Origin of the sequence: Candidatus Collinsella stercoripullorum, from assembly GCF_027669965.1 — a bacterium.
GTDB classification, from domain to species: domain Bacteria; phylum Actinomycetota; class Coriobacteriia; order Coriobacteriales; family Coriobacteriaceae; genus Collinsella; species Collinsella stercoripullorum.
Genome location: NZ_JAQECM010000017.1, coordinates 1 through 26,661 on the forward strand (window position 1 = coordinate 1; position 26,661 = coordinate 26,661).

Annotated in this window: 27 protein-coding genes and 1 pseudogene; 19 read left to right on the forward strand and 9 right to left on the reverse strand. The window is 70.2% G+C overall.

Annotated elements, in window-relative coordinates; all coding sequences use genetic code 11:
• Window positions 1-139 precede the first annotated feature (139 nt).
• The 8 genes from PHA29_RS05200 to PHA29_RS05235 all read left to right on the forward strand — a co-directional run bounded on the left by PHA29_RS05200 (window position 140) and on the right by PHA29_RS05235 (window position 8,099).
• Complete coding sequence (locus PHA29_RS05200; RefSeq protein WP_270403520.1) at window positions 140-373, forward strand: phosphopantetheine-binding protein; 234 nt, start codon at window positions 140-142, stop codon at window positions 371-373.
• A 107-nt stretch (window positions 374-480) separates the two neighbouring features.
• Entirely contained in the window at window positions 481-2,070 is a 1,590-nt protein-coding gene (locus tag PHA29_RS05205) for an MBOAT family O-acyltransferase (RefSeq protein WP_270848487.1), read from the forward strand.
• A 335-nt stretch (window positions 2,071-2,405) separates the two neighbouring features.
• Window positions 2,406-3,377, forward strand: a complete 972-nt coding sequence (locus PHA29_RS05210) for a hypothetical protein (RefSeq protein ID WP_270848488.1) — start codon at window positions 2,406-2,408, stop codon at window positions 3,375-3,377.
• Between the two features lie 71 nt (window positions 3,378-3,448).
• Entirely contained in the window at window positions 3,449-3,967 is a 519-nt protein-coding gene (locus PHA29_RS05215) for a MarR family winged helix-turn-helix transcriptional regulator (protein WP_270403525.1), read from the forward strand.
• 241 nt (window positions 3,968-4,208) lie between these two features.
• Window positions 4,209-4,667, forward strand: a complete 459-nt coding sequence (locus PHA29_RS05220; protein WP_270848490.1) for an Rrf2 family transcriptional regulator — start codon at window positions 4,209-4,211, stop codon at window positions 4,665-4,667.
• Window positions 4,668-4,939: 272 nt separating this feature from the next.
• Window positions 4,940-5,875 (forward strand): SIR2 family NAD-dependent protein deacylase, encoded by a 936-nt coding sequence (locus PHA29_RS05225; RefSeq protein ID WP_270848491.1) that lies wholly within the window; start codon window positions 4,940-4,942, stop codon window positions 5,873-5,875.
• A gap of 225 nt (window positions 5,876-6,100) precedes the next feature.
• Window positions 6,101-6,736: an SDR family oxidoreductase gene (locus tag PHA29_RS05230; RefSeq protein WP_270848493.1), complete on the forward strand. Its 636-nt coding sequence runs from the start codon at window positions 6,101-6,103 to the stop codon at window positions 6,734-6,736.
• A 550-nt stretch (window positions 6,737-7,286) separates the two neighbouring features.
• Window positions 7,287-8,099: a protein-ADP-ribose hydrolase gene (locus PHA29_RS05235; RefSeq protein ID WP_270848494.1), complete on the forward strand. Its 813-nt coding sequence runs from the start codon at window positions 7,287-7,289 to the stop codon at window positions 8,097-8,099.
• A 167-nt stretch (window positions 8,100-8,266) separates the two neighbouring features.
• Here the strand turns inward: PHA29_RS05235 and PHA29_RS05240 are convergent, their stop codons facing one another.
• Entirely contained in the window at window positions 8,267-8,788 is a 522-nt protein-coding gene (locus tag PHA29_RS05240; RefSeq protein ID WP_270403532.1) for a nitroreductase, read from the reverse strand.
• 410 nt (window positions 8,789-9,198) lie between these two features.
• Here PHA29_RS05240 and PHA29_RS05245 point away from each other — a divergent pair, with 410 nt between their 5' ends.
• Both PHA29_RS05245 and PHA29_RS05250 read left to right on the forward strand, forming a co-directional pair.
• On the forward strand, window positions 9,199-9,855 hold the full coding sequence (locus PHA29_RS05245; protein WP_270573557.1) for a YczE/YyaS/YitT family protein: 657 nt from the start codon (window positions 9,199-9,201) through the stop codon (window positions 9,853-9,855).
• A gap of 300 nt (window positions 9,856-10,155) precedes the next feature.
• Window positions 10,156-10,887: a hypothetical protein gene (locus tag PHA29_RS05250; protein ID WP_270403536.1), complete on the forward strand. Its 732-nt coding sequence runs from the start codon at window positions 10,156-10,158 to the stop codon at window positions 10,885-10,887.
• A 142-nt stretch (window positions 10,888-11,029) separates the two neighbouring features.
• On the opposite strand, the gene PHA29_RS05255 is transcribed toward PHA29_RS05250, so the two are convergent.
• Window positions 11,030-11,734, reverse strand: coding sequence for a DNA alkylation repair protein (locus PHA29_RS05255; RefSeq protein WP_270403537.1), 705 nt, complete (start codon window positions 11,732-11,734; stop codon window positions 11,030-11,032).
• Window positions 11,735-12,007: 273 nt separating this feature from the next.
• Between PHA29_RS05255 and PHA29_RS05260 the strand changes: the two genes are divergently transcribed.
• Window positions 12,008-13,363 (forward strand): alpha-amylase family glycosyl hydrolase, encoded by a 1,356-nt coding sequence (locus PHA29_RS05260; protein WP_270848496.1) that lies wholly within the window; start codon window positions 12,008-12,010, stop codon window positions 13,361-13,363.
• Between the two features lie 197 nt (window positions 13,364-13,560).
• Here the strand turns inward: PHA29_RS05260 and PHA29_RS05265 are convergent, their stop codons facing one another.
• Window positions 13,561-15,042, reverse strand: coding sequence for an ATP-binding cassette domain-containing protein (locus PHA29_RS05265; protein ID WP_270848499.1), 1,482 nt, complete (start codon window positions 15,040-15,042; stop codon window positions 13,561-13,563).
• 513 nt (window positions 15,043-15,555) lie between these two features.
• On the opposite strand from PHA29_RS05265, the gene PHA29_RS05270 reads away from it, so the two are divergent.
• The 4 genes from PHA29_RS05270 (at window position 15,556) to PHA29_RS05285 (ending at window position 18,351) form a co-directional block, all read left to right on the forward strand.
• On the forward strand, window positions 15,556-17,049 hold the full coding sequence (locus tag PHA29_RS05270) for an MFS transporter (protein WP_270848500.1): 1,494 nt from the start codon (window positions 15,556-15,558) through the stop codon (window positions 17,047-17,049).
• Window positions 17,050-17,058: 9 nt separating this feature from the next.
• On the forward strand, window positions 17,059-17,643 hold the full coding sequence (locus PHA29_RS05275) for a TetR/AcrR family transcriptional regulator (RefSeq protein ID WP_270403542.1): 585 nt from the start codon (window positions 17,059-17,061) through the stop codon (window positions 17,641-17,643).
• A gap of 155 nt (window positions 17,644-17,798) precedes the next feature.
• Window positions 17,799-18,080 carry a type II toxin-antitoxin system RelE/ParE family toxin gene (locus tag PHA29_RS05280; protein WP_270403544.1) on the forward strand — a complete coding sequence of 94 codons (282 nt, stop codon included), beginning with the start codon at window positions 17,799-17,801 and terminating at the stop codon, window positions 18,078-18,080.
• The gene (locus PHA29_RS05285; protein ID WP_270403545.1) at window positions 18,067-18,351 is read left to right on the forward strand and encodes a HigA family addiction module antitoxin; all 285 of its coding nucleotides are present in this window, start codon (window positions 18,067-18,069) and stop codon (window positions 18,349-18,351) included. Before PHA29_RS05280 ends, PHA29_RS05285 begins: the two co-directional genes overlap by 14 nt.
• 144 nt (window positions 18,352-18,495) lie before the next feature.
• Here the strand turns inward: PHA29_RS05285 and PHA29_RS05290 are convergent, their stop codons facing one another.
• From PHA29_RS05290 to PHA29_RS05305, 5 genes and pseudogenes are all read right to left on the reverse strand, one after another.
• Entirely contained in the window at window positions 18,496-18,885 is a 390-nt protein-coding gene (locus tag PHA29_RS05290) for a DUF5655 domain-containing protein (protein WP_270848503.1), read from the reverse strand.
• Between the two features lie 84 nt (window positions 18,886-18,969).
• The gene (locus tag PHA29_RS05295; protein ID WP_270848505.1) at window positions 18,970-19,440 is read right to left on the reverse strand and encodes a GNAT family N-acetyltransferase; all 471 of its coding nucleotides are present in this window, start codon (window positions 19,438-19,440) and stop codon (window positions 18,970-18,972) included.
• 33 nt (window positions 19,441-19,473) lie between these two features.
• Window positions 19,474-19,695, reverse strand: a pseudogene (locus PHA29_RS10630) (GrpB family protein); the annotation flags it as partial.
• Window positions 19,590-20,390: a helix-turn-helix transcriptional regulator gene (locus tag PHA29_RS05300; RefSeq protein WP_270848507.1), complete on the reverse strand. Its 801-nt coding sequence runs from the start codon at window positions 20,388-20,390 to the stop codon at window positions 19,590-19,592. The pseudogene PHA29_RS10630 and the gene PHA29_RS05300, both read right to left, overlap by 106 nt.
• A 158-nt stretch (window positions 20,391-20,548) precedes the next feature.
• On the reverse strand, window positions 20,549-21,178 hold the full coding sequence (locus PHA29_RS05305) for a helix-turn-helix transcriptional regulator (protein WP_270848526.1): 630 nt from the start codon (window positions 21,176-21,178) through the stop codon (window positions 20,549-20,551).
• A gap of 496 nt (window positions 21,179-21,674) precedes the next feature.
• Here PHA29_RS05305 and PHA29_RS05310 point away from each other — a divergent pair, with 496 nt between their 5' ends.
• Both PHA29_RS05310 and PHA29_RS05315 read left to right on the forward strand, forming a co-directional pair.
• A complete protein-coding gene (locus PHA29_RS05310; protein ID WP_270848509.1) occupies window positions 21,675-22,142 on the forward strand; it encodes a helix-turn-helix transcriptional regulator in 468 nt (155 codons plus the stop codon).
• Between the two features lie 3 nt (window positions 22,143-22,145).
• Complete coding sequence (locus tag PHA29_RS05315; RefSeq protein WP_270848510.1) at window positions 22,146-22,469, forward strand: hypothetical protein; 324 nt, start codon at window positions 22,146-22,148, stop codon at window positions 22,467-22,469.
• Window positions 22,470-22,627: 158 nt separating this feature from the next.
• Here PHA29_RS05315 and PHA29_RS05320 read toward each other — a convergent pair whose 3' ends face one another.
• Window positions 22,628-23,155 (reverse strand): flavodoxin domain-containing protein, encoded by a 528-nt coding sequence (locus PHA29_RS05320; protein WP_270848512.1) that lies wholly within the window; start codon window positions 23,153-23,155, stop codon window positions 22,628-22,630.
• A 382-nt stretch (window positions 23,156-23,537) separates the two neighbouring features.
• Here PHA29_RS05320 and PHA29_RS05325 point away from each other — a divergent pair, with 382 nt between their 5' ends.
• Both PHA29_RS05325 and PHA29_RS05330 read left to right on the forward strand, forming a co-directional pair.
• Window positions 23,538-25,688, forward strand: coding sequence for a PTS transporter subunit IIABC (locus PHA29_RS05325; RefSeq protein ID WP_270848514.1), 2,151 nt, complete (start codon window positions 23,538-23,540; stop codon window positions 25,686-25,688).
• 107 nt (window positions 25,689-25,795) lie between these two features.
• Window positions 25,796-26,644, forward strand: a complete 849-nt coding sequence (locus PHA29_RS05330; RefSeq protein WP_270848515.1) for a PRD domain-containing protein — start codon at window positions 25,796-25,798, stop codon at window positions 26,642-26,644.
• The last annotated feature ends 17 nt before the right edge of the window (window positions 26,645-26,661 follow it).

Here is a 26,661-nt window from a genome sequence, read left to right on the forward strand (position 1 = left end):
CCCGACCGGCCCCGCCCCGGCCGCGCCCGCCCGTTAGCCGCCGGGCGCCCCCGCGCCCGCCCGACCGCCCGAGGCGGCGGCCGACCCATCCCACCTCCGGCCCGGACCGGGCCGGACGACCTGAAGAAGGAGTACCGATATGGACGCCATCCTGGATATCCTCGAGGACCTCAAGCCCGGCGAGGACTACCGCTCCCGCACCGACCTGGTCGATGCGCGCGTGCTCGACTCGCTCACCATCCTCGCGCTCGTATCCGAGCTCGAGGAGACCTTCGACATCGCCATCCCCGCGGTGGAGATCGTCGCGGAGAACTTCAACTCGCTCGAGGGCATGTGGGCGATGGTCTGCCGCCTGCAGGAGGAGTCGTTCTAGGGAGGGCCCGACGGCCCTCCCGTGCCGGCGCCTCCCGGGGAGGGGCGCACCCGCCGGGCGGGTCGGCCCCCGTGTTTTCGCAACCGCACGTCAACGGATAGATTGCCATGGATTCCTACTTCTCCGTGATCTGCCTCGGGCTGTTCGTGCCCGTGACGGTGATCGTCTACCAGATCGCGCCCCGCCGGGCGCGCCCCTTCGTCCTGCTCGCGGCGAGCTACCTGTTCTTCTGGAGCCTGAGCGGCGCGCTGCTGGCCTTCCTGCTGCTCTCCACCGTGAGCGTCTGGGCGGTCGGCCTGGCGCTCGGCGCGCTGCTCGACGTCCGCGACCGGGAGCTGGCCGCCCCCGGGGCGGACCGGCGCTCGGTGCGCCGCCTGTGCCGCCGCCGCATGCGCACCGCCCTCGCGATCGGGCTCGCGGTGAACCTCGGGGTCCTCGCCGCCCTCAAGTACCTGCCGTTCTTCTCCCGTCTCGCCGCCCCGCTCCTCGCCTGCCTGGGAATCGGGGCGCCCACGGGGGGATTGGGGATCGGCATCCCCATCGGCATCTCGTTCTACACCCTGTCGGCCGTCTCCTACCTGGTCGACGTCTACCGCGAGCAGGTGCCGGCGGAGCGCCGGCCGCTGCGGCTCGCGCTGTTCCTCGCCTTCTTCCCGCAGATCATGGAGGGCCCCATCTGCCGTTTCGGGCAGACCGCGGACGCCCTGTGGGCGGGGCGCCCCGTCACGCCCTCCGGCCTCTACGCGGGCTCGGTGCGCATCCTGTGGGGCATCGCCAAGAAGATGATCGTGGCGGACCGCGTGAACATCCTGGTCAAGACCGTGTTCGCGAACCACGGGTCCTACGACGGCGGCGTGATCGCGCTCGCCGCGGTGCTCTACACCGTGCAGCTGTACTGCGATTTCTCCGGCACGATGGACTTCGCGGTGGGCATGGGGCGCATCTTCGGGGTGAGCATGCCGGAGAACTTCAGGCAGCCGTTCGCCTCGCGCACCGCGGCGGAGTTCTGGCAGCGCTGGCATGTCACGCTCGGCACCTGGCTGCGCGATTACGTGTTCTACCCGGTCTCGCTCTCGCGCCCCGCCAAGCGGCTGACGACGCGGGCGCGCCGCCTGCTCGGCAACCGCATGGGCCCGCTGGCGGCGAGCGCCGTCCCGCTCGCCTGCGTCTGGTTCCTGAACGGCCTGTGGCACGGGGCGGGCGGGCAGTACCTGCTGTTCGGCCTGTACTACTTCGTCATCATCTGGCTCGGCGGCATGGCGGGCCCGGTCTCCGCGCGGCTCTGCGCCCTGGCGGGCATCGACCGCGACGGCCACGCCTGGCACGCCTGGCAGCGCGTCCGCACCCTCGCGGTGGTGTTCGCGGGCGAGCTCGTCTTCCGCTCAGCCGGCGCCCATGACGCCCTGGCGATGCTGGGTGGGCTTCTCGAGCGCTTCTCCCTCGCGTCGTTCTTCGACGGGACGGTGCTCTCGCTGGGCATGGACGCGGCGGATTTCGGCGCGGTCGCGGCGGCCGTGGCGGCGCTCGCGGTCGTCGGGCACCTGCGCGAGCGCGGCGTCCACCTCCTGGACGGCGTGCGCCGGGCGCCGGCGGTCCCACGCACGGCGGCGGTGTTCGCCCTCGTCCTCGCCATCATCGTGTTCGGGGCGTACGGGCCGTCCTACATCCCCGTCGACCCGATGTACGCCCAGTTCTGACCCCTTCGCGGCCCGTGCCCGGCACGCGCGGCGCCACGGCGGCACCCGGGGAGCCCGCCTCCCCGAAGAGCCCTTCCCCCCCCACCGGGGCGCATCCGAAACGCGGACTTGCTCCAACCCCTTCCGCATCCCGGACGGGTGGGGCGGGCTCCCCGGGTGCCGCCGTATCCCGCCGAGCGCGGGGCCGATGATCGGGGCGGCCGTCCGGGAGCTTCCCGGCGTCCGCCGCCGTACGGTCGCCCGTCGCGGCCGCCAGCAAGCCGCGGCCGCCCGGCGCCCGCCCTCAGACCTCGCCGCCGCATCCTGCCGCACCTCCCAGAAAGGAGAGACCCCCCATGAACCGCTTCTCCCGCCCGGTGCGGCGCATCCTCGCCTCCCTGGCCGTCGCGGTGTCGGCGGTCGCCGTGCTCGCCGCCGCGTCCCATGTGGTGATGCCCAAGAACAACCAGGCGGAGTTCGGCCAGATCGACGCTTCCGCCAACGGGGTGATGGGCGAGCCCGCGAACAGCATCGACGTCCTGTTCCTCGGGGACTCCGAGGCGTTCAGCTCCTTCTCGCCCCTGCAGATGTGGGATGAGCACGGCATCGCCTCGTACGTGTGCGCGACGAGCGCCCAGCGGCTGTGCTACACGCGCACCCTGCTGCTCCGCGCGCTCGAGAACCAGTCCCCGCGCACGGTCGTGCTCGAGACGAACTGCATCTTCGCCTCCTTCGGCCCCGCCGCGGCGGTCAAGCGCACGGCCCAGGACATCTTCCCGGTGTTCGAGTACCACGACCGGTGGAAGAGCCTGCGGCCCGAGGACTTCCTGGGGACCGTGCGCCATACCTGGACCGACGAGCTGAAGGGCTTCCGCCTGCGCAAGCCCAGAAAGGTCGTCGCCGCCGACGCGACCGGGCATATGGCCCCGAGCGACGCCGTGGCGGACCTGCCCGCGCTGAACCGCCTGTACCTGGAGGACATCGCGCGGATCTGCCGCGAGCACGGGGCCCGGCTGGTGCTCGTGTCCGTCCCCAGCACGAAGAACTGGGGCACGGCGCGGCACAACCGCATGGTCCAGGTCGCCTCCGAGCTCGGGGTCGACTACCACGACCTCAACACGGGCGACGAGCTGGTCGCGGTCGACTGGTCCCAGGACACCTACGACGGGGGCGACCACCTGAACCTCGCCGGGGCGCAGAAGGCGTCCGCGGCGGTGGGGAGGATGCTCTCCGAGCGCTACGCCGCGCCCGATCGGCGCGGCGACGAGGCCTACGCCTCGTGGGACGACGCGCTCGCCCGCTATCGGGAGCGCCTCGCCGCCCTGTGAGCGCCCCGCTCCCCGCATCTGCCGTCTGAACATGTATAGTAGTGGTTCGGACAGACAGGAGAGGAGGGGCGATGGCCGCATGGGATGACGGCGACGGCCGCCGCGACGGGGGCGCGGAGGCGTCCTTCGCGGCGTTTCTCGCCGCGTACAACGACATCAACGCGATGTACGACGCGTTCGCGCGCCGCAGCGGCGTCTCGGTGACGGAGTTCTGGGCCCTGCTGTACGTGTCGGAGGGCGTGACCGAGCAGCACGAGCTCGCGCGCACGCTCTCGCTCAGCAGGCAGACGGTCAACTCGGCGATCTCGAAGCTCGTCGAGCGCGGCTACGTCGAGCTCTTCCCGGACGCCACCGACCGGCGCGTCAAGCACGTGCGCCTCACGCCGGCGGGCGAGGCGTTCGCCGGCGAGCACATCGGCGCGCTGCATGGGCTCGAGGAGCGCCTGTGGAGCGGGTTCGATGAGTACGACCGCAACGAGCTCGGCGCGCTGCTGGCGGAGTTCCGCGATGCGATGCGCGTGGCCCTCTCCTCGGTATGGGACGACGACCCGCCCCCGCTCCACCGTTCGGCCCGCAGCCGCCGCAGGTAGGCGTCCGGGCATGGGTTCGTCCGGGACGGGTTCGTTTCAACCCATTTCCGCGTCCGAGGGATGTGGGCGCCTCAGACGTCCCGCGCCCGCCCCGCCGCCCCGGACGCCCCGCGCCCGCCGGCCGCGCCGCGTCGCATGGCGCGGAATCTTCACACGTTGTAACTTAGCCATTTACAACTGAGGGCGGAAACGGGTAAGCTTCGTGGTACATCGAGCGTCCGTATCATGTGGAGGAGGGCCCATGCAGATCTCGACCCGGTTTTCCATCGCCGTGCACACGCTGCTGTGCATCGCGTACTTCTCGCCGGAGACCAAGGTGACCTCGGCGTTCGTCGCCGCGAGCGTGAACGCCAACCCGGTGGTGATCCGCCGTGCGTTCGGCCAGCTCAAGGACGGCGGGCTCATCAAGGTCGAGAAGGGCGTGGGCGGCGCCTCGCTCGCACGTCCCGCGCAGGAGGTGACGCTGCTCGACGTGTTCCGTGCGACGGAGAGCGTCGAGGGCGACCTGTTCGGTTTCCATGCCCATCCCAACGAGGACTGCCCGGTCGGCCGCAACGTGCACGTGGTGCTCGACGAGGAGCTGGCCGCGGCGCAGGCCGCGCTGGAGGACCGGCTCGCGCAGACGACCCTCGCGGACCTGCTCGACCGCCTCGCCGACTGCCGAGCGCGCGAGGATGCGGAGGCGCCGTCGGGCGCGTAGGAAGTCGGGTCAGATACGCTCCCTAGCCGAGTCGTCGGTCGGGCGCGGCCTCACGGGCGAACCGCTTCGTGGCCGTCCCTCGCCTGGGCCGTCGGGCCAGGCGCGCTCCCATGCCGAGCCGCCGGTCGGGCGCGGCCGCCTCGACCGCACGCCGCCGAGACCATGAATCGAACCCGGGCACCTTTTCGTGCCCTCTTCCGGGCGGCCCGGGGCCGTCCTAGGGTGGTGCTGTGCGAAGACCCCGAACCGAGTCGGATGCAGGAGGAGACGACATGCTGAACGGGACGTTGCGATTGGTGGGGGCGCCGAAGCGCGCGAGCTGGGACAATCGGATCGAGCGGCTCGCCCGGGCGCTCGAGGAGAGCGACGCGGTGGTGATCGGCGCCGGTGCGGGGCTGTCGACCTCGGCGGGCCTCACCTACACCGGGGAGCGGTTCCAGCGCTGGTTCGGCGACTTCATCGACCGCTACGGGTTCACCGATATGTACTCGGGCGGCTTCCATCCCTTCTGCAGCTTCGAGGAGCACTGGGCCTACTGGAGCCGCTACATCTACTGCAACCGCTATGTGAAGGCGCCGGGGAGCGCCTACGACGACCTGCTCGCGCTCGTGCGCGACCGGGACTGCTTCGTGCTCACCACCAACGTGGACCACCAGTTCCAGCTCGCGGGCTTCGACATCCGTCGCCTGTTCTACACACAGGGGGACTACGGCCTGCTCCAGTGCAGCGTCCCCTGCCATGGCCGCACCTACGACAACGAGGGGACGGTTCGCGCGATGCTCGCGGCCCAGGGGTACGTCGAGGATGGTGTGGGAGGCCTCCATCTTCCCGAGGGCGTCCGCCCGCGCATGGAGGTCCCATCGGACCTGGTGCCCCGCTGCCCGGTCTGCGGTAAGCCCGTGGCCATGAACCTGCGGTCGGACGACACCTTCGTGGAGGACGAGGGGTGGTATCGCGCCGCTGGGCGATGGGCGGACTTCCAGCGCCGCCACGAGCGGATGCGCGTGCTCTACCTCGAGCTCGGGGTGGGTTACAACACGCCGGTCATCATCAAGTTCCCGTTCTGGCGCGCGGTGGCTGGCAATCCGCGGGCGACCTACGCCTGCCTCAACCTGGGCGAGGCCGTCGCGCCGGCGGATATCGAGCGCCAGTCGATCCTCATCGACGGGGACATCTCGGCCGCCCTCGCCGCCCTGCGCGGCAGGTAGGATGCGCCCGCGTGTCATCCGTCACGCCACCCCCGCCCTCTCTCGGATCCACAATGTAACTAGCTAAGTTACAACATGGAGGAACGATGGAGGATCGGACGTCTCTATTGTAACGATTGACATTACAACCGATATGCGGTGTACTGGATGCCGTTATAAGATGTAATGATTAGTGTTACATCAAAGGGAGGCGGACAGCCTCTGGACACGAGAAGGGAAGCAACCATGAAGATCGCAGTCGTATGCGCCAACGGCAAGGCCGGCAAGCTCATCGTGAAGGAGGCCGTCGACCGCGGCCACGACGTGACCGCGGTGGTGCGCGGCGAGAACCAGACGGTGGCTCAGCATACGCTGGTCAAGGACCTGTTCGACCTCACCTCGGAGGATCTCGCCGGCTTCGACGCCGTCGTCGACGCCTTCGGCGCCTGGACGCCCGAGACCCTGTCCGAGCACAGCACCTCGCTCGCCCACCTGTGCGACATCCTGTCCGGAACCGAGACCCGTCTGCTGGTCGTCGGCGGTGCGGGCAGCCTGTACGTGAACCCCGAGCACACCGCCGTCGTGGCCGACGGCCCTGAGTTCCCCGAGGCCTTCAAGCCCCTGGCCGCCGCGCAGGGAAAGGCCCTCGAAGAGCTCCGTGCACGCGATGATGTGCGCTGGACGTTCATCTCCCCGGCGGCCGACTTCCAGGCCGATGGCGAGCGCACCGGCGTCTACATCCTGGCGGGGGAGGAGCTGCGCCTGAACGACGCGGGCGAGTCGGTGATCTCGTACGCGGACTACGCGATTGCGATGCTGGACGAGGCCGAGCGCGCCTCCGACGCCCACATCCGCCAGCGCATCTCCGTCGTGCGCCGCTAGCGCCGCGGGCGCGCGTTGCAGGGCGTCTGCGTCGTCAGGGTTCTGGGCGCGCGTCACATGACGGCCGCCTCGTCAAGCCCGGGGCGGACGCACTGCGGGGCGCTCTGGGCTGTGCGGGACGGGGCCCGACGCTGCACGGGCCCGTCACCGCGCGGCGCGCCCTCTGCCATGCGACGTGGGGCTGCGGTCCCGCTGCAGCGCAGGGCTCCGCGTTACCGCGCGGCGCGGAGCCTTCGTCCCAGCGAGACAATGGCGTGCATGCACGCGTTTGTATCGCTGGGGCGGGTTCTGAGCGAGACGATGGCGTGCGCGGATACCTTTGTTTCGCATGGATGTACGCGGTGAGACAATGGCGTGCATGCACGCGGATGTTTCGCCCAGAGCGCTCTCAAGCGAGACGATGACGTCCATGCACGCATTTGTTTCGCTGGGCCTGTGCGTCCGAGCGGCCGCGGCGCTGCACATCCGAGCGGCCGCGGGCCCGTGCGTCCGGATAGCCACGGGCCTAAGAGCCCGGGCAGGTGCAGGCGGATCGACAGGGGAGGCGACGATGGGGAAGATGCGGAAGACGGAGCTGGTGCGGCGTGCGGTCGCATGGCTCGTCGCGGAGCGGCGGGCGCAGGGCGGATGGCTCCCGTTGGGGGAGGCCCCCGACGCGGGCGCTCCGTTCGAGGTCCACTGGCGGGCCTTCCGCGCGCTCGTCAACACCCGTGAGGCCGCACCGGCGGACCCGGCGTTCCTCGCGGTCCAAGATGAGCTGCTGCGCGGCATGATTGAGGAGGCCGGTGTCACGCGCGTGCGGGATATCGCGCCCACGGCGCGAGACGGTCGGCTCTCCATATGGCAGGGGGATATCACCACGCTCGCCGCCGATGCCGTCGTGAACGCGGCGAACGCCGAGATGACCGGATGCTGGCGGCCGCTGCACGCCTGCATCGACAACGCCATCCACACCTACGCCGGCGTGCAGCTGCGCCTGGAGTGCACGCGCATCATGGAGCGCCAGGGCCACCCCGAGCCCACGGCGCGGGCGAAGGTCACCGGCGCGTACAACCTGCCGGCGCGGCGCGTCATCCACACCGTGGGGCCCATCGCGCAGGGAAGCCCCACCGAGCTGCACCGGCGCGAGCTCGCCGGCTGCTACCGGGCATGCCTGGACGCCGCGACGGCGGAGGGCCTCTCGAGCATCGCCTTCTGCTGCATCTCGACGGGCGTCTTCGGGTTCCCGCGAAAGGAGGCGGCGCAGATTGCCGTCGACACCGTGCGCGGCTGGCTGGACGCCCATCCGGAGGCGGGCATGCGCGTCGTCTTCAACGTCTTCTTGGACGAGGACGAGTGCATCTACCGGCGGATGCTGGGATAGGGCGGGCGCCCGCGCCGCGGAGGGGCCGAGCGCCCTCCCGGTTCGCCGACCGCGCTGCGGCGGGGCGTCCGCGGCACGCGGGGACCGACCCGTCGCAGCGCGTCATGACCTTCGTCTTGCGGGGCGCCCGCGGCACGCGGGGGCCGGCGCGCCCCGCCTCCGGACAGCTAGGCGATGCGGTAGACGTAGCCCTCCTTGCGCGGCTTCGCGGCGGGCTCGGGTCCGTCGGCGTACCCCAGGATGCAGTGGCCGATGCCCTCGTAGGCGTCGGCGTCGATCCCCAGCCGCTCGAGGAGCGCGCGGCCCTCCGGGCGCTCGAACTCCTCCTTGGCGCGGTGGATCCAGCAGCTCGCGAGGCCGAGGCCGTGGGCTGCGTTCATCAGGTTGCCCATGACGAGGCTGCCGTCGTACACGTGCGTCGGCCGGTCCTTGCGCGCGAGCACGACGAGCACCGCGGGCGCCCCGTAGAAGGGGTCCGAGTCCGCGCCCATGATCTCAGCGTTGAGGTGGGAGAGCTCGTCGCGCGTCGCGCGGTCGGTGATGGCCACGATGATCGGCGACTGCGCGCCCATGCCGGTCGGCGCGTACGTCCCCGCCTCCAGGACCTTGTCGAGCAGCTCCTCGGGCACCGGGTCGTCCCGGTAGCTCCGGACGCTGCGGCGGGTGAGAAGCGCTTCCATGATGTCCATACGGTACTCCTTTCATCGGCGCCGCGGAGGCGGCCTCTCCGTGCCGGGCCGTCCTTATGGGCGGCGCCCCCGTTTCAGGGACGCGACGCCCGCCCGAATCCGCGGCTGCCGGGTTTGTACTCCTTTGTACCCATATGGTCGCCCGCCGGCGACGCCGTTGCCCGCAGGCTGCCTTACGGCTCATGGGCGCGCGTCGGACGGGCTCGCCGATCGCGAAGCGCGGCGGCCCGGTCCCACGGGCGTGCCCTTCCGGCTCACGGCGCCGTGCGACTCTGAGGACGCCGCCCGTCCGGTTCCCGGGGTCCGCCGGCGGTCAGGTCCCGTTGCCCACAGCGCTTCCGCCGACCCGCGGCAGCCGGCCCGCGGCGCCGCGCCGTCACGGTATCATCATGGGGAGGGAAGGGGGCGCGATGGCGCAGTTCGCATCCGACACATCCGGCCGCAGCGCGGCCGATTGGGCGAGGGCCCTGGCGATCCTGCTGGCGGGCCTGACCGTCGCGCATCTGGGCGTGACCCTGTTTTTGCAGGCGAACCTGGGGACCGACACGTTCACCGTGTTCATCCAGGGCCTCTCGCGCGTCTTCGGCCTGACGGTCGGAACGGTCCACGTCATCGTCCTGTGCATCCTCATGGCCGTGATGCTCGCCGGCACCAAGGGATACGTCAAGCCGGGGACCGTGGTCTGCGCGTTCTGCGGCGGTCCGATAATCGACGCCTTCACCTGGCTCCTCCAGGGTGCTGTCAACGGCGGCTCCCCGCTCGGGCTGCGTGCCGCCAGCATGCTCGCGGGGTGCGTCATCCTCTCGCTCGGGATGTCCATCGTCATCAACAGCAAGGCGGGCACGGGTCCCAACGACCTGGTCGCCATCATCCTGTCGGACCGCCTGCCCCGCATCGAGTTCCGCTGGGTCCGCATCGCCTGCGACCTCTTCTTCGTCGCCGCCGGTTTCGCGCTGGGCGGCACGGTGGGGGTCGGGACGATCGTCGCGGTGGCGCTCACGGGTCCGCTCGTGCAGTTCTGGCTGCCGAGGACCGCCCGCCCGATCAGCGCGTTGCTGGGCGAGTAGCCGCGCCGACGTCCGCCGGCGCGCCGGATCGTCGCCCTGGCAAATTCGCGCTCCGCCGATCCCGAAGCTGCAGGGGCCATGACCGCTCGCGTGATTCAGGGTGACGTGCTGCAGGGAAAGCGTGCACGAGGTGTCGCGTGCGTCTGATTCGCGCGTCGCTCCCCGAGCGGCCTGCCGCGTCGCTCGCCGCCGCTCCGCCGACGGTCGCGGCGTTTCCGCGAACGGTCTTGCGCCGCCCCGGCGCCGCGCTATGATGGCGCGCAATCCCCACGGGGGTGGATCGGTTCTCAAGGAGGAGCGATGGACGCGGAGATGGGCGAGTTCCTCGCCGCTTTCGGTATCGGGATATGCATCGTGGTATTGGGGGCCTACATGGCGGTCACGGGCGATGCGCGCATGCTGCACGGATATCATCGCGCGGCGGTCCCCGCGGCCCAGATGCCGGCGCTCGCGCGGGCGACGGGCATCGGCCTTGCCGCCTCAGGAGTCGGGTGCATGATGCTGGCTCCGTTCCCCGGGCTCGCGGATGCGCTCGGCACGGGGTTCACCGACGTCTTGAGCATCGTCGGCGCGGCGCTGCTCGTGCTCGGCATCGGGTTCGCGCTCGGTGCCGTCATCAAGTTCAACGGCTCCCTGTTCTCGTTCGGCCCCGCCGGCGTCTCCGCGGGTGCCTCGCCGCGGTGGGCGACGATCGGCTTCGCGATCCTGATCTGCGTGGTCGCGGTCTGCGCGACCGTCGTGCCCGGGATCATGATGGCCGTCTCCGGGGACCCGTCCGCGCTGCACGGCTACCATCTGGTCAACGTCGCCGCGCGGGACCTCCCCGCGCTGGCGCGCTGGGAGGGAGGCAGCATGGCCGTGATGGGCGCGGGGCTGGTCGCCGGTATCCTCGGCGGCATGTTCGGGGCGCTCCGCCGTCCGTCTCCGGCTTGGACCAAGGCGCTCACGGCCACCGGGATCGCGGTTTTCGGGGCGGGCCTCGTGGCCATGCTCGCCGTCATCGTCTACTTCAACGGGTCGCTCATGGGCTGACGCGGGCCGGTTCCCGGCGGATGCGGCCGCGCTCGGCACCGCGCACGGCACCGAGCGCGGCGCTCGTCGTCCGACTCGCCGTCTGGCGAACGCGATGCTGAAAGGGGCGTCTCGCCGCCCGCTGCCGCCCCGGGCGGCCGTCTCAGCGCGTCGGGACCTTGAGCGACTGCAGGTACGCCTTCCGCTCCGACGCGACGCGCCGGCTCTCGCGCGCCTTCTGCAGCGCTTTGTTGTGCGTCCAGGCGTCCAGCACGGGCCGCTCGAACATCGGCAGCGTCGCCTCGGGCTGCTTGATCAGGGCGAAGGAGAAGTACCATGCCCGTGCCATGTTGATGTAGTACTCCGGGCGGTCGATCCGCGCCACGAGCTCGAGCTGGCCCGCCTCGAAGGCGTCGCCCAGGAACAGCTCCATGAGCTGCACCACCCCGAACCGCACGACGTATTCGGTGCCGGGCCCCGTCGCCCCCATCCATCCGCGCAGGCGCCCGAGGACCGCGGGCAGGTCGCGGCGGAACGCGGGGACCTTGATGAGGTCGCAGGTCGCCCAGTTGTCCACGTGCGGCAGGAACGCGTCGAGCAGCTCGAACGCCTCGTCGGGCGTGCGCGCCAGCAGGCCGATGAGCTCCCCGTGGAGGTTCATCTCCTCGTAGAGGGGGTGGGGGAGGTCGCCCAGGAACGCCCGCGCGCCCGCCGGGTCCGTGCGGGCGAGGTCGCGCGCGTAGCGGCGCAGGCGGGGCGTCCGGACGCCGAGGATCCGCCCGGGGTCGACCGTCGGGACGAGCTTCGCCTGGAAGGCGCGGTACTCGGGGTCTGCGAGCTCGGCGAGTTCGCGTGCGATGTCGCTCATGCGGGCCTCCTGCTCCGGCGGGCGGGTTCCGGTCTGCGGGGCGGCACGGGTCGGGATCGCCCGCCCGCCCGCTTCCCGGCGTCATCCCATGGTAACGCGTCGCGGGACAGACCCCGCGCCTCGCGCGGGCCGATGCAGGGCGGCTCGCCGCGGGACAGACCCCGCGCCTCGTGCGGGCCGATGCGGGGCGGCTCGCCGCGGGATGGGTTCAGCCCACCGCCGCGCCGGGATATACTTGCGTGGATATGCGTTTTCCGAAGCAGGGAGGCTGCCATGTGGGCTTTTGAGACGACGTTCTACCAGATCTACCCCATCGGCTTCACCGGGGCGCCGCGCGTGAACGACGGGGTGCAGGCCCATCGCATCCTGCGCGTCGCCGAATGGGCCCCCTACCTGCAGGGGCTCGGCGTCGGGGCGGTCCTGCTCAACCCGGTGTTCGAGTCCACCTCGCACGGGTACGACACGCGCGACCTCACCCGCATCGACTGCCGCCTGGGAACCGACGAGGACTTCGCCCAGGTGGTCGGGACCCTGCACGAGCACGGCATCCGCGTGGTGCTCGATGCGGTGTTCAACCATGTCGGACGCGAGTTCTGGGCCTTCGAGGACGTCCGCGCGCACGGGTGGGGCTCCCGTTACCGCGACTGGTTCATCACGAACTTCGACGGGGACTCCGCGTTCGGCGACGGCTTCTGGTACGAGGGCTGGGAGGGCTGCTACGACCTGGTGAAGCTCAACCTGCGCAATCCCGAGGTCGTGGAGTACCTGCTCGACTGCGTCCGGACATGGCGCTCACGCTACCTGATCGACGGCCTGCGCCTCGATGTCGCCTACTCGCTCGACCGCGATTTCATGGCGCGCCTGCGCGGGGTCGCCGAGGAGCTCACGGCTGCGAGCGGTGAGGACCGGCGCTTCGTGCTCATCGGCGAGACGCTGCACGGGGACTACAGCCAGCTCGTGAACGACCGGCTGCTGCACTCGTGCACCAACTACGAGTGCTACAAGGGCCTCTACTCGAGCTTCAACTCGCAGAACATGTTCGAGATCGCCCACTCGCTGCACCGGCAGTTCGGCGGCGACCCGTGGTGCATCTACCGCGGCCTGCACCTGCTGTCGTTCGCGGACAACCACGACGTCACCCGCCTGGCGAGCATCCTCACCGACCCGCGGTGCATCCGGCCGGCGTACGGCCTGCTGTTCGGCATGCCGGGCATCCCGTGCCTGTACTACGGCAGCGAGTGGGGGCAGACCGGCGTGAAGGGCGCTCACGACGACTACGACCTGCGCCCCGAGTTCACCGAGCCCGCTCCCGACGGGCTGACGGACTACCTGCGGGGGCTCATCGCGGCGCGCGCCGGGTCGCGCGCGCTCAACTACGGCGCGTACCGCAACGTGGTGATTACCAACAAGCAGCTTCTGTTCGAGCGCGCTGTCGACGCCGAGGGCGGGGCCTCCGCGGAGCGCGTGCTCGTGGCGGTCAACGCGGTGGACGAGGCCTTCACCCTCCAGGCGGCCGAGCTCGCCGGGGCCTTCACCGACCTGCTGGCCGGCGAGGCCGCCGAACCGGTCGAGCTGTCCGGAGCGCTGGACCTCGCTCCCTACGAGGTCCGCTACCTCCTCGCCCGATAGCGTCCGATAGGGGGACGGGTTCGTTTCTGGTGAATTTGGGGACGGGGTCGTTTCGGTTCATTTGGACGGGATCCAACCCATGGACCGGGGTCGCGGGTCATTTGGGGACGGGGTCGTTCCAACCCATGGCCCGGGGTCGTCTCGACCCATGCGTGCGCGAGGAGACGGATACCCGGGCGGATCGGTGCCCGGGCGCGTCACGCATGGGGCGTGACCCGTCCGTCGCGGACGTCCCAGACGCTCGAGGTGCAGGCCCGCAGGAAGGCGCGGTCGTGGCTCACCAGCAGCAGCGCTCCCGGATATCCGGCAAGCGCCCGCTCCAGCGCCTCGGTGGAATGCAGGTCCAGATGGTTGGTGGGCTCATCCATGATGATGAGGACCGGGCGGCGCAGCAGGCCCTCGGCGAGCATGAGCTTGCGCAGCTCCCCGGGACTCGTGCGGCCTCCTTCAAGGATGCGATCGGGGTCTGAGTTGAGCTGCGCGACGGTCGAGAGCACCTGCCCGCGCTCGGCGGGGGAGAGCGCGGCGATGCGCGCGACCAGGGCCTCGCGCGCATCGGGTTCGACTTCCTGCGGGATGTCGAGCACGGACAGGTCGGTCGCCAGCAGGCGGCGCAGATGCGCGAGCAGGGTGGATTTGCCGGCGCCGTTGGGTCCGACGATGCCCACATGGTCGGTGTTTCCCACGAACAGCTCGGGGATCGAGAGCTCGTTCGCTCCGCAGGGAATGCTCGATGCCGGGATATGCAGCACCGTCTTGCGGCGGCTCGGCTGCGCGTCCACCCACAGGTCGCCGTCGTAGCGCTTGTGCACGTATGCGGCCGCGACCCGCTTTCGGGCGGCTTCGACCTGCGCGCTCATCTGCACCGCGGCTTTTCCCGCCGCCCCGTCCTGGCCGGTGTAGATGGCGAGGTCGATCTTCGCCTTGGCCGACTTGTCCTTGGGGTCGAGATGCCGTTTGCTGCGCCGGGCGTCGGCGCGTGCGGCCTCGTGCGCCCGGCGCTCCTGCTCGGCGGTGAGCCTCGCCAGGTGCTCCTTGGCGGCGGCGCGCTCGTGCAGGGCGGAGGCCCGCTCCAGCTCGGCTTGGCCGTGCGCCGCGGTGTAGCCGCCCGGCCGCACGACGACCCGCCCGCCCGGCTCGAACGACGCGCAGCGGTCGGCCAGGGCGTCGAGCAGCTCGCGGTCGTGGCTCACCAGGATCCCGATGCCGCGGAAGCGCCCCAGCGCCGCCGTGAGCTCGGCGCGCGCGTCGGCGTCCAGGTGGTTGGTGGGCTCGTCGGCGACGAGGACGTCGGGCCGCTGCCACAGCGCGCAGGCGATCTGCAGCTTCTTGCGCTCGCCGAAGGACAGCTCGCCGAAGCGCCAGGGCATGTCGTCCTCTATGCGGAAGATGCGCCGCAGCTCGCGGGCGTCGCGCCCGTAGTCCGCGGCGAAGTCGAACAGCGCCTCCGGCGGCTCGTCCGCCTGCTGGGCGCACAGGCTGCACACGAGGCCTCCGGTGACCGTGCCCTCGTCGGGTGCCAGGTCGCCGCAGGCGATGCGCGCGAGCGTGGTCTTGCCGCACCCGTTGTCGCCGAGCAGCCCGGTCCACCCCTCGGGGAAGGTGACGGTCACGTTGCGCAGGATGGGTTCGATGGCGGAAGGGTAGGTGTAGCTCACCTGGGAAAGCGATAGCTGCATGACAGTGCTCCTTGTGCGGCGAGGGCATGCGGCGCGCTCGCCGCCGGCGCATGCGTCCGATGCGCCCCCTCGCAGGGTTCTCACGGGAAGATGTCTAGCAGGTCCGCATTCCTCGCTTCCTCTCCGCCGGTCCGATGGCGTCGCCACACGCGCTGCGGGGCATATGCCCCACTCGGCCGGCGGCACCAGTATAGGATGCTGGGCGGGTTCTGCCAACCGGCGCACCCGCGATGGGCGCTGTAGTCCGGCGTGCCCGTCGAGCGCCTGGCGTCGGAGGCCCCCGCGGCGGGTTCCGCCAACCGGCGCACCCGCGATGGGCGCTGATGGCCGGTGCACCCGAGACGTGCTCTCGGCGGCGCATCCATCGACCGGCCGCCCCGTGACGGCCGGCATCCCAATAAAATGACCAAAATAAAAAGATGGTCATTTTATCGATGGGGACCGGGCGGACGCGCGGTCGGCGGTCGGCGGGGGTAGAGTCGAGTGCGAACGGGAACCGACCGAGGAGCATCCATGGCAGCGAACGCAGCAGACCGATCCATATCCGGCACCGCGGGGGGCGCCCCGGAACCGCGGGTGCGGCGCGGCCCCGTCCTCATCGTCATCCTCGCGATGACCTTCATGGAGATCCTCGACGGGACCATCGTCAACGTCGCCTTGCCGTCCATGCAGCGCGAGCTGGGCGTCGACATGGCGTCCATCCAATGGGTGACGAGCATCTACGCCGTGGTGACCTGCGCCGCGCTGCTGGTCTTCGGCCGCCTGGGCGATATGTTCGGCAAGGTGCGCATCTTCCAGGTCGGTGTCGTGCTGTTCACCGCCGGCTCGGCGCTGTGCGGCCTGTCGCCCACCTTCGAGATACTCGTGGTCGCGCGCGCCATCCAGTCGCTCGGCGGCGCGGCGAGCCTCGCCAACAACCAGGGCATCATCACGGAGACCTTCCCCGACGGGCGCGGCCGCGCGCTCGGCCTCGTGGCGACCTTCACTGCGCTCGGCGCCATGTGCGGACCCACCCTCGGGGGGATCATCGTCTCGGCGCTGCCCTGGGAGTTCATCTTCCTCATCAACATCCCGGTCGGTGTCGTGTCGTTCCTCGTGGGCCTCAAGGTGCTCCGGAACCGCGCCCCGGAGCGCCGCCCCGCCTTCGACGCCCTCGGCGCCGCGCTGCTCGTACCCTCCATCCTGCTCATCTTCTTCGCCATCACGCTGATGGAGCGCGGGATCACGCCGGCGAACGCGGGCATGCTCGCGGCGGGCGCCGTGCTGCTCGCCGCCTTCATCGCGGTCGAGAACCACGCGACCTCTCCGCTCGTGACGCTCGGCGTCTTCCGCGACGTGCGCTTCTGCATCGACCTGGTGAACATGGCGCTCGTGTTCCTGGCCATGTCCGCCTTCACGTTCATCTTCCCCTACTACCTGCAGGAGGCGCGCGGCATCGATGCGGGGGTCTCGGGCCTCATCATGGCGTGCTACCCGCTGGTCAACTCCATCTGCGGGCCCATCTCGGGCGCCGTCTCCGACAAGGTCGGCTGCGAGCGGCCCACGCTGGTCGGGCAGGCGATCTACACCTGCGGCCTCGCCGTCCTGGGCTGCCTTGCGCTCGATACGCCCATCGCCGTCGTGATCCCCTGCATGATGTTCACCTCGCTCGGCAGCTCCATCTTCCAGGCGCCGAACAACTCGCTGATCATGGGCCACGCGCCCGCCGGGGCGCTGGGCTTCGTGGGGTCGCTCGGCAACCTCATGCGCTACCTGGGCCAGTCCCTCGGCATCACGGTGGGCACGGCGCTGCTGTACGGCGGCATGTCGAGCTCCATCGGCTACCCGGTGACGAGCTACGTGGAAGGGCGCCCGGACGTCTTCATGGACGGCATGCACACCGCCTTCCGAGCGCTCGCCGTCATCGTGGGCGTGTCCGTGGTCCTGGCGCTCGTGCGCGAGGTGCTGAACCACCGTGAGCGCGCACGTCGCGACGCCGGCGCGCTCGGTGCCGGCCCGGCGGAGTAGGGGGAGGGCATGCCCGCGATCTTCACGCAGGAGAACAAGGACGAGCTGTACCGCGGCATGATCGACGCCGGCTGGGAGCAGCTGGTGGAGCGCGGCGTCAGGTCGCTGCGCGTGGAGCAGGTGGCGCGCGCGGTCGGCATCGCCAAGGGGACGTTCTACAGCTTCTTTCCCTCCAAGGGGGACTTCGTCTACGCCATGCTCATGGAGAACCGGCAGCACGCGGTGGACGAGCTGGAGGCCGAGCGCGTGCGCGCCGGTGGCCGCGCGGGCCGCGACGAGGTGCGCGCGTGGATGCGCCGCATGTGGCGCGCCGAGCGCAACATCTTCCGGATCGCCACGGCGGACGAGTACGCCTACCTGGTGCGGAGCTTCCCGGGAGACCGGAGCTTCGAGCCGGCGACGGACACGCGGCTGGTGCGGTGGCTGATCGACGACGCCGCGGACGTGCGGCCGGGGGCGGATGCGCACCGGGTGATGAACCTGCAGGTCGCCTTGGCCCTCGTCCTGCTCAACCGCGGCTACATGCAGGCGGACGCGCTCGAGGCGACGGTGGACGCGCTGATCGAGTCGACGCTCGACGAGCTGTTCGGCTGACGCGCCGGGCAGGCGCGGGAGGTCGATCTGCCTTGACATACGAACATATGTTCTATATACTGGAATCGCTGGATCTGAGCGCATGCGGTGGGCGAGCGTGTTGACGTTACTGCTGTAGAACGGTATAGTTCTGTGATACGGAAGTAGTGGGTGCCATGCGATTCAAGGACAGGGATCTTGAGCGGTTCTGGAACGATTCCGCATATCCTCCTCAACGGGTTCCATCGGACGTTCGAAGGGCCCTGTACCGAAAACTGCAGATGCTCGACGCCGCATGCGATCTCAGGGACCTCCGCGTCCCTCCGGGTAATCGCTTGGAGTTGCTCCGGGGAAACCGGGCGGGTAGGTATAGCATCCGTGTGAACGACCGCTGGCGCCTCTGCTTCGTATGGGCTGGCGACGAGGCAAGGGAGGTCGAGTTCTGTGACTACCACTAACCCATATATCTCCACTCCCGGGGAGATCCTGCTCGAGGAGTTCCTCAAGCCGCTGGGAATATCCCAGTACCGTCTCGCGAAGGCCATCCAGCGGCCTCAGTCCGCGGTCTCGGATATCATCCACGGGCGTCGTGCGATCACGCCGGAGATGGCGTGGCTGCTGGGGAAGGCATTGGGTACGACTCCGGAGTTCTGGCTCAACCTCGAGGCGACGTATCGGCTGAAGCTCATCGACGAGAGCTCCATGCCCGAGGTCGCCCTGCTTGCCTGACCGCACGTGCCTCCGCGAGCGAGGCCGCGTGCCCTCGGGGCCCGATGGTCATCGGCTGCACCCGTCCTGAGGAGCGCCGGTTTCGGCAAGGCGGGGTCGGGCACGTGTCCGTGATATCCGTCGACGCCTCCGGTTCCGGAAGCGTCAGCGTTTGCTGAGCGAGAACGCGTGCGCCTCCCGCAGCCATGCCATGAGCTCGTCGTCGATCTCGTCCGCATGCTCCACGAGCACATGGTGGGTCCAGCGGTCGGGGTAGGGCTCCGTCGCGACCGCGATGCGCGGGGCGTCCAGGCGGTACGCGAGCCCGAACGTCACCATGAGGCAGTGGCGGGGCCAGCCGCGCCTGCGTCGGATGGGGATCGAGACGCAGCCGAAGACGCGACGATCCGAGAAGGTGACCTGCGTCTTCTGCACGCGTATGAGCATGTCGGCGCCGATCTCCGCCAAGATACGGTCCTCGAGGACGCGGTAGGCCGGCAGCATGAGCGGGTCGCGCGCGAAGAAGCGTTCCAGCTCGTCGTCATGGCTTTCCATCGTGTCATCCCCCGTCGGATACGCTTCCGCCTCTGAAAGGCCTTCCATGCGCGGGGAGGCGGTTTCTCGCGCGGTGCGGTCGGTTCAGGTGGCGCTGTGGACGTACATGCGCCCGAACTCCCCGGCATCGTCGCGCACCATGTCCTCGAACCGCCAGCCCAGGCGCTCGCAGAACCCGTCATGGTCGGTGAGCAGGTACAGGCGGTCGATCCCCATGCCGGCCATGTCGCGGCAGACGGCGTCGAGCAGCCGCCTCGCCGCGCCCAAACGGCGGTATTCGGGCTGCACGCAGACCGCGCAGACGTTGGGGGCGAGGTCACGGCGCGTATGGAAGTCGTTGTCGATCACGCCGGCGCCGGCGGCGATCCGCTCGCCGTCGACCATCACGTACCACTGGGGGACCGGCGCCCGTCTTCGTGTGCATGCGGCCATGCTCGCGCGGTAGTCCTCCGCCGGCACGCCCCATCTCGACGAGAACCACGCCGCCGCCCGGTCGATCAGGTCCGGTCGGTCGCGCAGGGCGGTGACGGGAAGCGACCGGACGCGTCCTTCCATCCATGCGACGGCATCGTCCTGCAGCCTCCTCGCGAAGCCGTCTTTCCCGTCGCAGTAGGCGTCGATGTCCTCGGGGAACCGCTGCGCGAGCCGCCGCTTGAGCGCCCCGTAGGCGCGGGCGGCGTCCGCATGGGAAGCGGTGCGGCCGGTCAGTGCGGGCGCCTGCCGAGCGGGTCGCCCAGGTCCTCGAGCGGGTCCCAGGCGCGCTGGTAGCGAAGGTGCCAGATGATGGTGCGCATCGAGCAGAAGGCGCAGGCGATGCTCAGGGCGGCGCATGCTGCGAGCACAGGGGACGTCGGTCCCAGCGCGACGGGGACGATGGAGCACAGCATGATCCAGCCGGCGTCGAAGGCCGAGGCCCGCGGCGACCCTCCCCGCCGCGCGTAGTAGCGGGTGCACAGGCACATGGCGGCGGTGCACAGCAGGACCGCGATCCACAGCGCGGCGTCCGCGGCCGCGTCGTACGGGTCGGGCCGCGCAGCGCCGGCGCGGCTCACCAGCGTGAGCTCCAAGCCGATGAGGGCGCCGCGGACCATGACGGAGCAGACGATGCAACGGTTGTCGCGCGCGATGCGCTCGGTCTCCGAAGGAGTGGGGCCAACTTGTCGCGATGCGGCCTTGCTCGGTGCGCGGCCCTCCGCCCCCGTCCGCCCGTGGCCGTCTGCGGCGTCTGCCGGGCGCGCTTCCCGCGGCGCGCCATCCGGAGCCTCCGCATCGCCGATGAGCAGCTCGTCGACCGTGCAGGAGAACAGCTCGGCCAGCAGCGCGAGGTTTTCCAGGTCGGGGGCGGACCGTCCCATCTCCCACTTGGAGACGGCTTGGCGGCTGACCCCGAGGCGCACGGCGACCTGACCTTGGGTGAGGCCCCGTGCCCGCCGCCGCTCGGACAGACGCCCCGCCAGCCCGTCGGCGGTCGAAGCGGCGCGGTCGATGCTGTCTGCGGTCTTCATGGGTGCCTCCCTGCCGGAACCGGCGAACGGTCACACCGATTGTACCCGGAGCGCGGATGTCCCGGCCGGCCCCGTGCCGAACAGGCGTCAACCAGCGGTTGCCCTCCTCGTGGCGCGGGGCCGGCGTCGGTCCGGGACGCATCCGGCGGCATGCGGGGCTATCCCAGCAGGTGATCCGCGAGCGCCGCTCCGCCGTAGCCCACGAACGCGCCGACGGCGGCGGCGAGCAGCGTGAGCCCTATGGTGCGGACGATCTTCATCCAGCGCGGGATCATGCGCTCGCGCCGACCGCGCTCCGTGTCGCGGTCCACGGGCTCCCCGCGGAAGAAGGCGAGCACCTCATGGTAGGTGACGAGGTCGCGGTTCCGTTTGATGCGCTCCGCCCAGACGGCGGCGAACATGGCGACGCCCCACATGGTCAGCGCGAGCAGGATGGTCGGCGCGGTCTGGGCGAAGCCCCAATCCCATACCGTCATCTGCACCGTCAGCCAGACGAGGCACGCGATCATCAGCAGCAGGAAGCCCATCATCACCAGCCCGAGCCGGTTCATCAGGGCGACGTCGGAGTCGATGGTCTTGCTCATGGTATCCAGATCTCCCTTCACGAGGTCGTCGACGGTCACGCCGAAGATCTCGGAGAGCAGAAGGAGGCTCTGCACATCGGGGTAGGTCTTGCCCGTCTCCCATGACGAGATCGTCTGGCGCGAGACGTAGACCTTGGCCGCCAGGCCGTCCTGCGACAGCGCCAGCTCTGCGCGGTGCCGCTTGATCTGCGCCCCGATCTGCATCGTGTCCACCTTGCCCTCCTTCTCGTCCTCGGGTGCCCGTATGTCACCTCGCAGGGTGCCATGGCCCGTCCAACTCTACCATCAAAGGTTTCCGACATGTCGCCCCGTGAGGGCGCAAGCCCCTGTCAAGAGTTCTTGACAGGTGCTGTGAGCTGGGTCTTTGTTGAGGCGGTGAGCGTGGTGCCAACGGGCGGCCCCATGGGTCCCGAGATCTCGGCCATGGGTGCGGGCAGGGGGTGCCCGTCGATGGGAGAGCGGCCTTGGGTAAAACCGACCCCGTCCCAAAAGTCCCCGATGGGTTTGAAACGAGCCCGTCCCCAACGAACCCCCTCACGATCCCGCCAGAGGTTCCCTGCCGGGAAGATTTGCGCGGGTTCCAAACGGATTTGCTGGCCCGGTGCGGGCGCAGGGCATATGCTTGGGCGGGTGCCCGCCGGAACCGGCGCGGGCGCGAGGGGGACGTGCCGCGTGCACGCATCGAGGGAGAGGGGCCGAGATGATCTCCGAGAGGCTGCTGACCCTGCGCAAGCAGGCGGGGCTGAGCCAACAGCAGGTCGCCGATGCCGTCGGCGTGACGCGTCAGACCGTCTCGAACTGGGAGCTGGGGCAGGGCGCGCCCGCGCTCGACCGCGCCGCGGCGCTCGCGCGGCTGTACGGCGTGAGCATCGACGACCTGGCGAACGAGGAGGTGGGGCTCGTGAGCTCCGCCGGAGAACGCCCCCGTCGCGACCTGCACGTGCTGCACGGGCTGGTGGGAAGCGCCGTGCAGGTCGAGCTGGGCGACGACGACCTGTGCTTCATCCCGCGCGCCACGGTGCTCGCCGTGGGCGACGGCTGGCTGCGGATCGAGAGCGTCGAGAAAACCGCGACCTTCGGGTCGCCGAAGACCGGGGAGCGAAGGACCGTCAAGCTCATCGACCTGGCGGACATCACGGGGATCGCCGTGATCGCGGACGAGGGGTAGGCCATGGACGTCGCATTCGGCTTCTTCGCATTCTGCATGATGATCTACATCTCAACCGCGATGGTGACCAAGAAGGACCTGCGGCGCATGCTCGGAACGCAGCGGGACGGGCGGGCGCCCGCCCTGCGCTCCATGCTCGCCGAGCGCAAGGGGTCGACCTGCACGCTGATCCTCACGGGCTCGGCGCTCACCTTCCCGGGCCTGCGGGCGACCGGCGTGCTGCGCGACCTCGATGACGAGTGGGTCCTGCTCGAATGTCCGCAGAAGAAGGGGCCCGCGCAGCTGAAGGCCGTCCGGATCGACCTCGTGTCGGGGATCGAGGAGTAGCGGGCCGGCGACGTCGGCCGCGCAGCGCCCGGATCAGCGGGTCCAGGCAGGATGGGTCGAAACGAACCCGTCCCCAACGAACCCCTCGACGGGAGAGCGGCCTTGGGTGAAAAACGACCCCGTCCCAAAAGTCGTCGCCGAGTGGCGGGCCGGCGACGTCAGCCGCGCAGCGCCCGGATCAGGGGGTCCAGGTACCGCGGATCGGTCCAGTCGGCGCGGCTCCCCGTCACGGAGGCGAGCGCGCGCATGCCGGGGTCGAGCTCGGATGGGTCCTTGCCGCGCACCACCGTGCGCAGCGCACGGCAGGCGATGCGGTCCGGCAGCTTGAAGGAGCCCTCGTCGTAGGCGCCGCGCGCGTAGAACAGCGGGACGTCCAGGTGGTCGGGGGCGAGGTTCGCCTCCCTGAGCTGGCGCTCGACCTCCTCGCCCGGCTCGCTCGCCCCCACGGCGAGCACGAGCACGCGCTTGCCCGCGAGCAGGTCCGCGTGCTTGGCGAGCGCCGCCGCCGCGGCGATCCGTCCGGCGTAGACGCCGCTCGCGAGCACGACGGTGCGGTGGGGAAGGCTCCGCTGCCGTTTGAGCTCGCGCAGGCGCATCACGTCGAACGGCAGGCTGCGTGCCAGAAGGTCGATATAGGTCACCGTGCCGCCGTACTTCGACTCGTAGACCACCAGCGTGTCGTTCATATGCATCCCTCCCGTATCGGCGCACCGATTTTCGCATGGGGGAGGGCGTCTCCACGGCCCGTCCGGGATTTGCTTACAAACCCCCTCCGCCCACGGACGAAAACCTACCGTTTGCCGCCATGTCGCCGTCGCCGGGCCGCGAAGCCCGCACAATAGCGCCCGAAATCGCATAGCAAGGCGTGTTACTGGCAGGCAGGCACTAACCTTCGGCTGCGGGGACGGCGCGTGGCGCCGTCCGGTCGTGTCGCGGGTCGGTGCTTTTTTCATGCCGAGAGAACGCTGGCGCCGTCCGCATCGGGCATCCCGCAGCCGCGCGAGGAGTTTCCCGGATCCGTCCGGGTCGACCCGCGCCCGTCTGGGCGCACGACGCAAGGAGGCGTACATGAAGGACAAGATCTTCGGCATCCTTCAGCGCGTGGGGCGCAGCTTCATGCTCCCCATCGCGGTTCTGCCCGTAGCGGGCCTGCTCATGGGCCTGGGCAGCTCGTTCACGAACGAGACGACGCTCGCGACCTACAACCTGCTCGGGGTCATGGGCCCGGGCACCGTCGCATGGGACGTCTTCACCGTCCTGTCCGCGTGCGGCGGCGTGATCTTCGACAACCTGCCGCTCATCTTCGCCGTGGGCGTGGCCATCGGCATGGCCCGCGCCGAGAAGGAGGTCGCCGCGCTCTCGGCCGCGGTGGCGTTCCTCGTCATGCATTCGGCCATCTCCGCCATGATCGACGTGACCGGTGGCGTGGACCAGTTCATCGACGGCGCCACGGCGAGCGTGCTCGGCATCACCTCGCTGCAGATGGGCGCCTTCGGCGGCATCATCGTCGGCCTCGGGACCTCGGCGCTGCACAACCGCTTCTACAAGATCCAGCTCCCGCAGGCCCTGTCGTTCTTCGGCGGCTCGCGGTTCGTGCCCATCATCTCCACCGTGGTCTTCACCTTCGTGGGCATCGCCATGTTCTTCGTGTGGCAGCCCGTCCAGGACGGCATCAACGCGCTCGGCTACGCGGTGGCCAGCGCCGGCCCCGTGGGCGTGTTCCTGTTCGGCATGATCAAGCGCCTGCTCATCCCCTTCGGCCTGCATCACGTGTTCTACCTGCCGTTCTGGCAGACCGCGGTGGGCGGCTCCATGGAGGTCGCCGGCCAGATGGTCTACGGCGCCCAGAACATCTTCTTCGCCCAGCTCGCCGACCCGACCGTCACCCATTTCTCGACCGCCGGCACCTGGTGCTTCACCGGTGAGTTCGTCCTGTACATCTTCGCCTTCCCGGGCGCCGCGCTCGCCATGTACCGCTGCGCCCGCCCCGAGCGCAAGAAGGCCGTGGGCGGCCTGCTGCTCTCCGCGGCGCTCACCTCGATCCTGACCGGCATCACCGAGCCGCTCGAGTTCTCCTTCCTCTTCGTGGCCCCCGTGCTGTTCGGCATCTCCGCGGTGTTCGCGGGCCTCGCCTACATGCTGTGCTCCATCCTGAACATCACCGTGGGCCTGACCTTCTCCGGCGGCTTCCTCGACCTGTTCATGTTCGGTATCCTGCAGGGCAACGACAAGACGAGCTGGCTGCTCATCATCCCGCTGGGCATTGCGTTCTTCGCCGTCTACTACCTGCTGTTCACCTTCCTGATCAAGAGGTTCGACTTCAAGACGCCCGGCCGCGAGGAGGGCGACGCCGAGACGAAGCTCTACACCAAGGCCGATTACAACGCCCGCAAGGAGGGCGCCTCCGCCGACGGCGCGCCCGCCGGCTCCGCCGACGACGAGCGCTCGGCCCAGATCGCCGCGGGTCTGGGCGGCGCGGCCAACATCCGCGACGTGGACTGCTGCGCCACCCGCCTGCGCGTGACCGTGCACGACGGCGGCAAGGTCGACGAGGGCCTGCTCAAGGCCAGCGGCGCCGCGGGCGTGATCTGTCGCGGCGAGGGCGTGCAGGTGGTGTACGGCCCGCAGGTGAACGTCATCAAGACGAACCTCGAGGCGTATCTCGCCGCCCTGCCCGCCGAGACCCCGGCGGCCCCCGAGGCCGACGCCCCCGCGGCCGGTGCCGACGCGCCCGCCGAGAAGCGCGAGCCGGTGCGCACCATCGTGCTGAAGAGCCCGCTCGCGGGCGAGGCCCTCTCCATCACCGCCTGCCCCGACCAGGTCTTCGCCGAGAAGATGATGGGCGACGGCGCCTGCGTGGTCCCGGCGGTCGGCGAGCTCGTGGCCCCCTGCGACGCCAAGGTCGCCTTCGTGTTCGAGACCAAGCACGCCGTGGGCCTCGAGCTGCCGGACGGCACGGGGGTGCTCTGCCACGTGGGCATCGACACCGTCAAGCTCGGCGGCGAGGGCTTTACCGCCCACGTCGGGCAGGGCGACGAGGTCAAGTGCGGTGATACACTGTTGACGTTCGACCTGGACTTCATCCGCGGCCATGCGCCCAGCATCTCCACGCCGGTGCTCGTCACCGACATGGGCTCCGATCGCGCGGTGCGCCAGCTGGCGTTCGGCCACGTGGAGCCGGGAGACGACCTGCTCGCCGTCGACGTGTTCGAGTCATAGGCCCGCGCACCGACCGTGTGCCCGCGCCCGCCGGATGCGCATGAGCGACCGTCCGGCGGCGCTTCACCGTCCGCCCAGACCCTAAGGACCGCAGAAGGGGTGCGCCCATGTACCGAGTCACCAAGCCGCTCAACCACAACGCGCTGCTCGCCTTCAACACGGAGGACGGGCGCGAGTACCTGGCGGTGGGGCGCGGCGTGGGGTTCGGCCGGCGTCCGGGCGAGCGCGCCGAGGCCCTGGGGGATCCGGGCGAGGTGCAGTTCTACCTGCTCTCCCAGCCCGCAGAGGGCCGGGGGACGACGCGCGAGCTCGTCGAGCGGATCGACCCGGCGGTGCTCGACGCGGCCGAGGGGATCTGCGAGGACGCGCGCGCCGCGTTCGGCGCCGTCGACCCCAAGATGCTGCTGCCGCTCGCCGACCACCTCGCCTTCGCGGTCGCGCGGGCCCGCGAGGGCGGGGCGCTGGCGAACCCGCTCACCGAGGACATCCGCGCGCTGTTCCCCCGGGAGTTCGAGGTGGCCCGCCGCGGCGTCGAGGCGCTCGAGCGCGCGCTCGGCGTGCATCTGGGCGATGACGAGGTGGGGCTCGTGGCGCTGCACGTCCACTCCTCCCTCGATGCGGTCCATGTGAGCCAGGCCATGGAGGTGGCGCAGCTCACGCGTGCGTGCATCGACGCGGTCGAGCGCATCACCGGCAGCTCGATCGACGTCGCCTCCTACGATTACAACCGCCTCATGACCCATGTGAAGTACATGGCGACGCGCATCCTGCGCGGCGAGCGGTTGAGCATCGACGTGAACGGCACCATCCGGGCGAGCGCGCCCGAGAGCTACCGCGCCGCGGCGGCCGTGTGCACCGAGATGGAGCAGCGCTTCGGCGAGCCGGTGAGCGAGCTCGAGGTCGGGTACCTCGCCATGCACATCGCGCGCGTCGTCGGGGAGTCCGCCGCCCGCTGAGGCGCCGCGGGTTTCCG

Coding starts and splice junctions, on each gene's coding strand:
- PHA29_RS05315 (WP_270848510.1), top strand. CDS start 22,146: ATGGACGTCGCATTCGGCTTCTTCGCATTCTGCATGATGATCTACATC.
- PHA29_RS05220 (WP_270848490.1), top strand. CDS start 4,209: ATGCAGATCTCGACCCGGTTTTCCATCGCCGTGCACACGCTGCTGTGC.
- PHA29_RS05325 (WP_270848514.1), top strand. CDS start 23,538: ATGAAGGACAAGATCTTCGGCATCCTTCAGCGCGTGGGGCGCAGCTTC.
- PHA29_RS05300 (WP_270848507.1), bottom strand. CDS start 20,390: ATGAAGACCGCAGACAGCATCGACCGCGCCGCTTCGACCGCCGACGGG.
- PHA29_RS05270 (WP_270848500.1), top strand. CDS start 15,556: ATGGCAGCGAACGCAGCAGACCGATCCATATCCGGCACCGCGGGGGGC.
- PHA29_RS05210 (WP_270848488.1), top strand. CDS start 2,406: ATGAACCGCTTCTCCCGCCCGGTGCGGCGCATCCTCGCCTCCCTGGCC.
- PHA29_RS05250 (WP_270403536.1), top strand. CDS start 10,156: ATGGACGCGGAGATGGGCGAGTTCCTCGCCGCTTTCGGTATCGGGATA.
- PHA29_RS05240 (WP_270403532.1), bottom strand. CDS start 8,788: ATGGACATCATGGAAGCGCTTCTCACCCGCCGCAGCGTCCGGAGCTAC.
- PHA29_RS05310 (WP_270848509.1), top strand. CDS start 21,675: ATGATCTCCGAGAGGCTGCTGACCCTGCGCAAGCAGGCGGGGCTGAGC.
- PHA29_RS05215 (WP_270403525.1), top strand. CDS start 3,449: ATGGCCGCATGGGATGACGGCGACGGCCGCCGCGACGGGGGCGCGGAG.
- PHA29_RS05255 (WP_270403537.1), bottom strand. CDS start 11,734: ATGAGCGACATCGCACGCGAACTCGCCGAGCTCGCAGACCCCGAGTAC.
- PHA29_RS05225 (WP_270848491.1), top strand. CDS start 4,940: ATGCTGAACGGGACGTTGCGATTGGTGGGGGCGCCGAAGCGCGCGAGC.
- PHA29_RS05260 (WP_270848496.1), top strand. CDS start 12,008: ATGTGGGCTTTTGAGACGACGTTCTACCAGATCTACCCCATCGGCTTC.
- PHA29_RS05265 (WP_270848499.1), bottom strand. CDS start 15,042: ATGCAGCTATCGCTTTCCCAGGTGAGCTACACCTACCCTTCCGCCATC.
- PHA29_RS05295 (WP_270848505.1), bottom strand. CDS start 19,440: ATGGAAGGACGCGTCCGGTCGCTTCCCGTCACCGCCCTGCGCGACCGA.
- PHA29_RS05290 (WP_270848503.1), bottom strand. CDS start 18,885: ATGGAAAGCCATGACGACGAGCTGGAACGCTTCTTCGCGCGCGACCCG.
- PHA29_RS05330 (WP_270848515.1), top strand. CDS start 25,796: ATGTACCGAGTCACCAAGCCGCTCAACCACAACGCGCTGCTCGCCTTC.
- PHA29_RS05235 (WP_270848494.1), top strand. CDS start 7,287: ATGGGGAAGATGCGGAAGACGGAGCTGGTGCGGCGTGCGGTCGCATGG.
- PHA29_RS05320 (WP_270848512.1), bottom strand. CDS start 23,155: ATGAACGACACGCTGGTGGTCTACGAGTCGAAGTACGGCGGCACGGTG.
- PHA29_RS05280 (WP_270403544.1), top strand. CDS start 17,799: ATGCGATTCAAGGACAGGGATCTTGAGCGGTTCTGGAACGATTCCGCA.
- PHA29_RS05305 (WP_270848526.1), bottom strand. CDS start 21,178: ATGCAGATCGGGGCGCAGATCAAGCGGCACCGCGCAGAGCTGGCGCTG.
- PHA29_RS05245 (WP_270573557.1), top strand. CDS start 9,199: ATGGCGCAGTTCGCATCCGACACATCCGGCCGCAGCGCGGCCGATTGG.
- PHA29_RS05200 (WP_270403520.1), top strand. CDS start 140: ATGGACGCCATCCTGGATATCCTCGAGGACCTCAAGCCCGGCGAGGAC.
- PHA29_RS05205 (WP_270848487.1), top strand. CDS start 481: ATGGATTCCTACTTCTCCGTGATCTGCCTCGGGCTGTTCGTGCCCGTG.
- PHA29_RS05230 (WP_270848493.1), top strand. CDS start 6,101: ATGAAGATCGCAGTCGTATGCGCCAACGGCAAGGCCGGCAAGCTCATC.
- PHA29_RS05275 (WP_270403542.1), top strand. CDS start 17,059: ATGCCCGCGATCTTCACGCAGGAGAACAAGGACGAGCTGTACCGCGGC.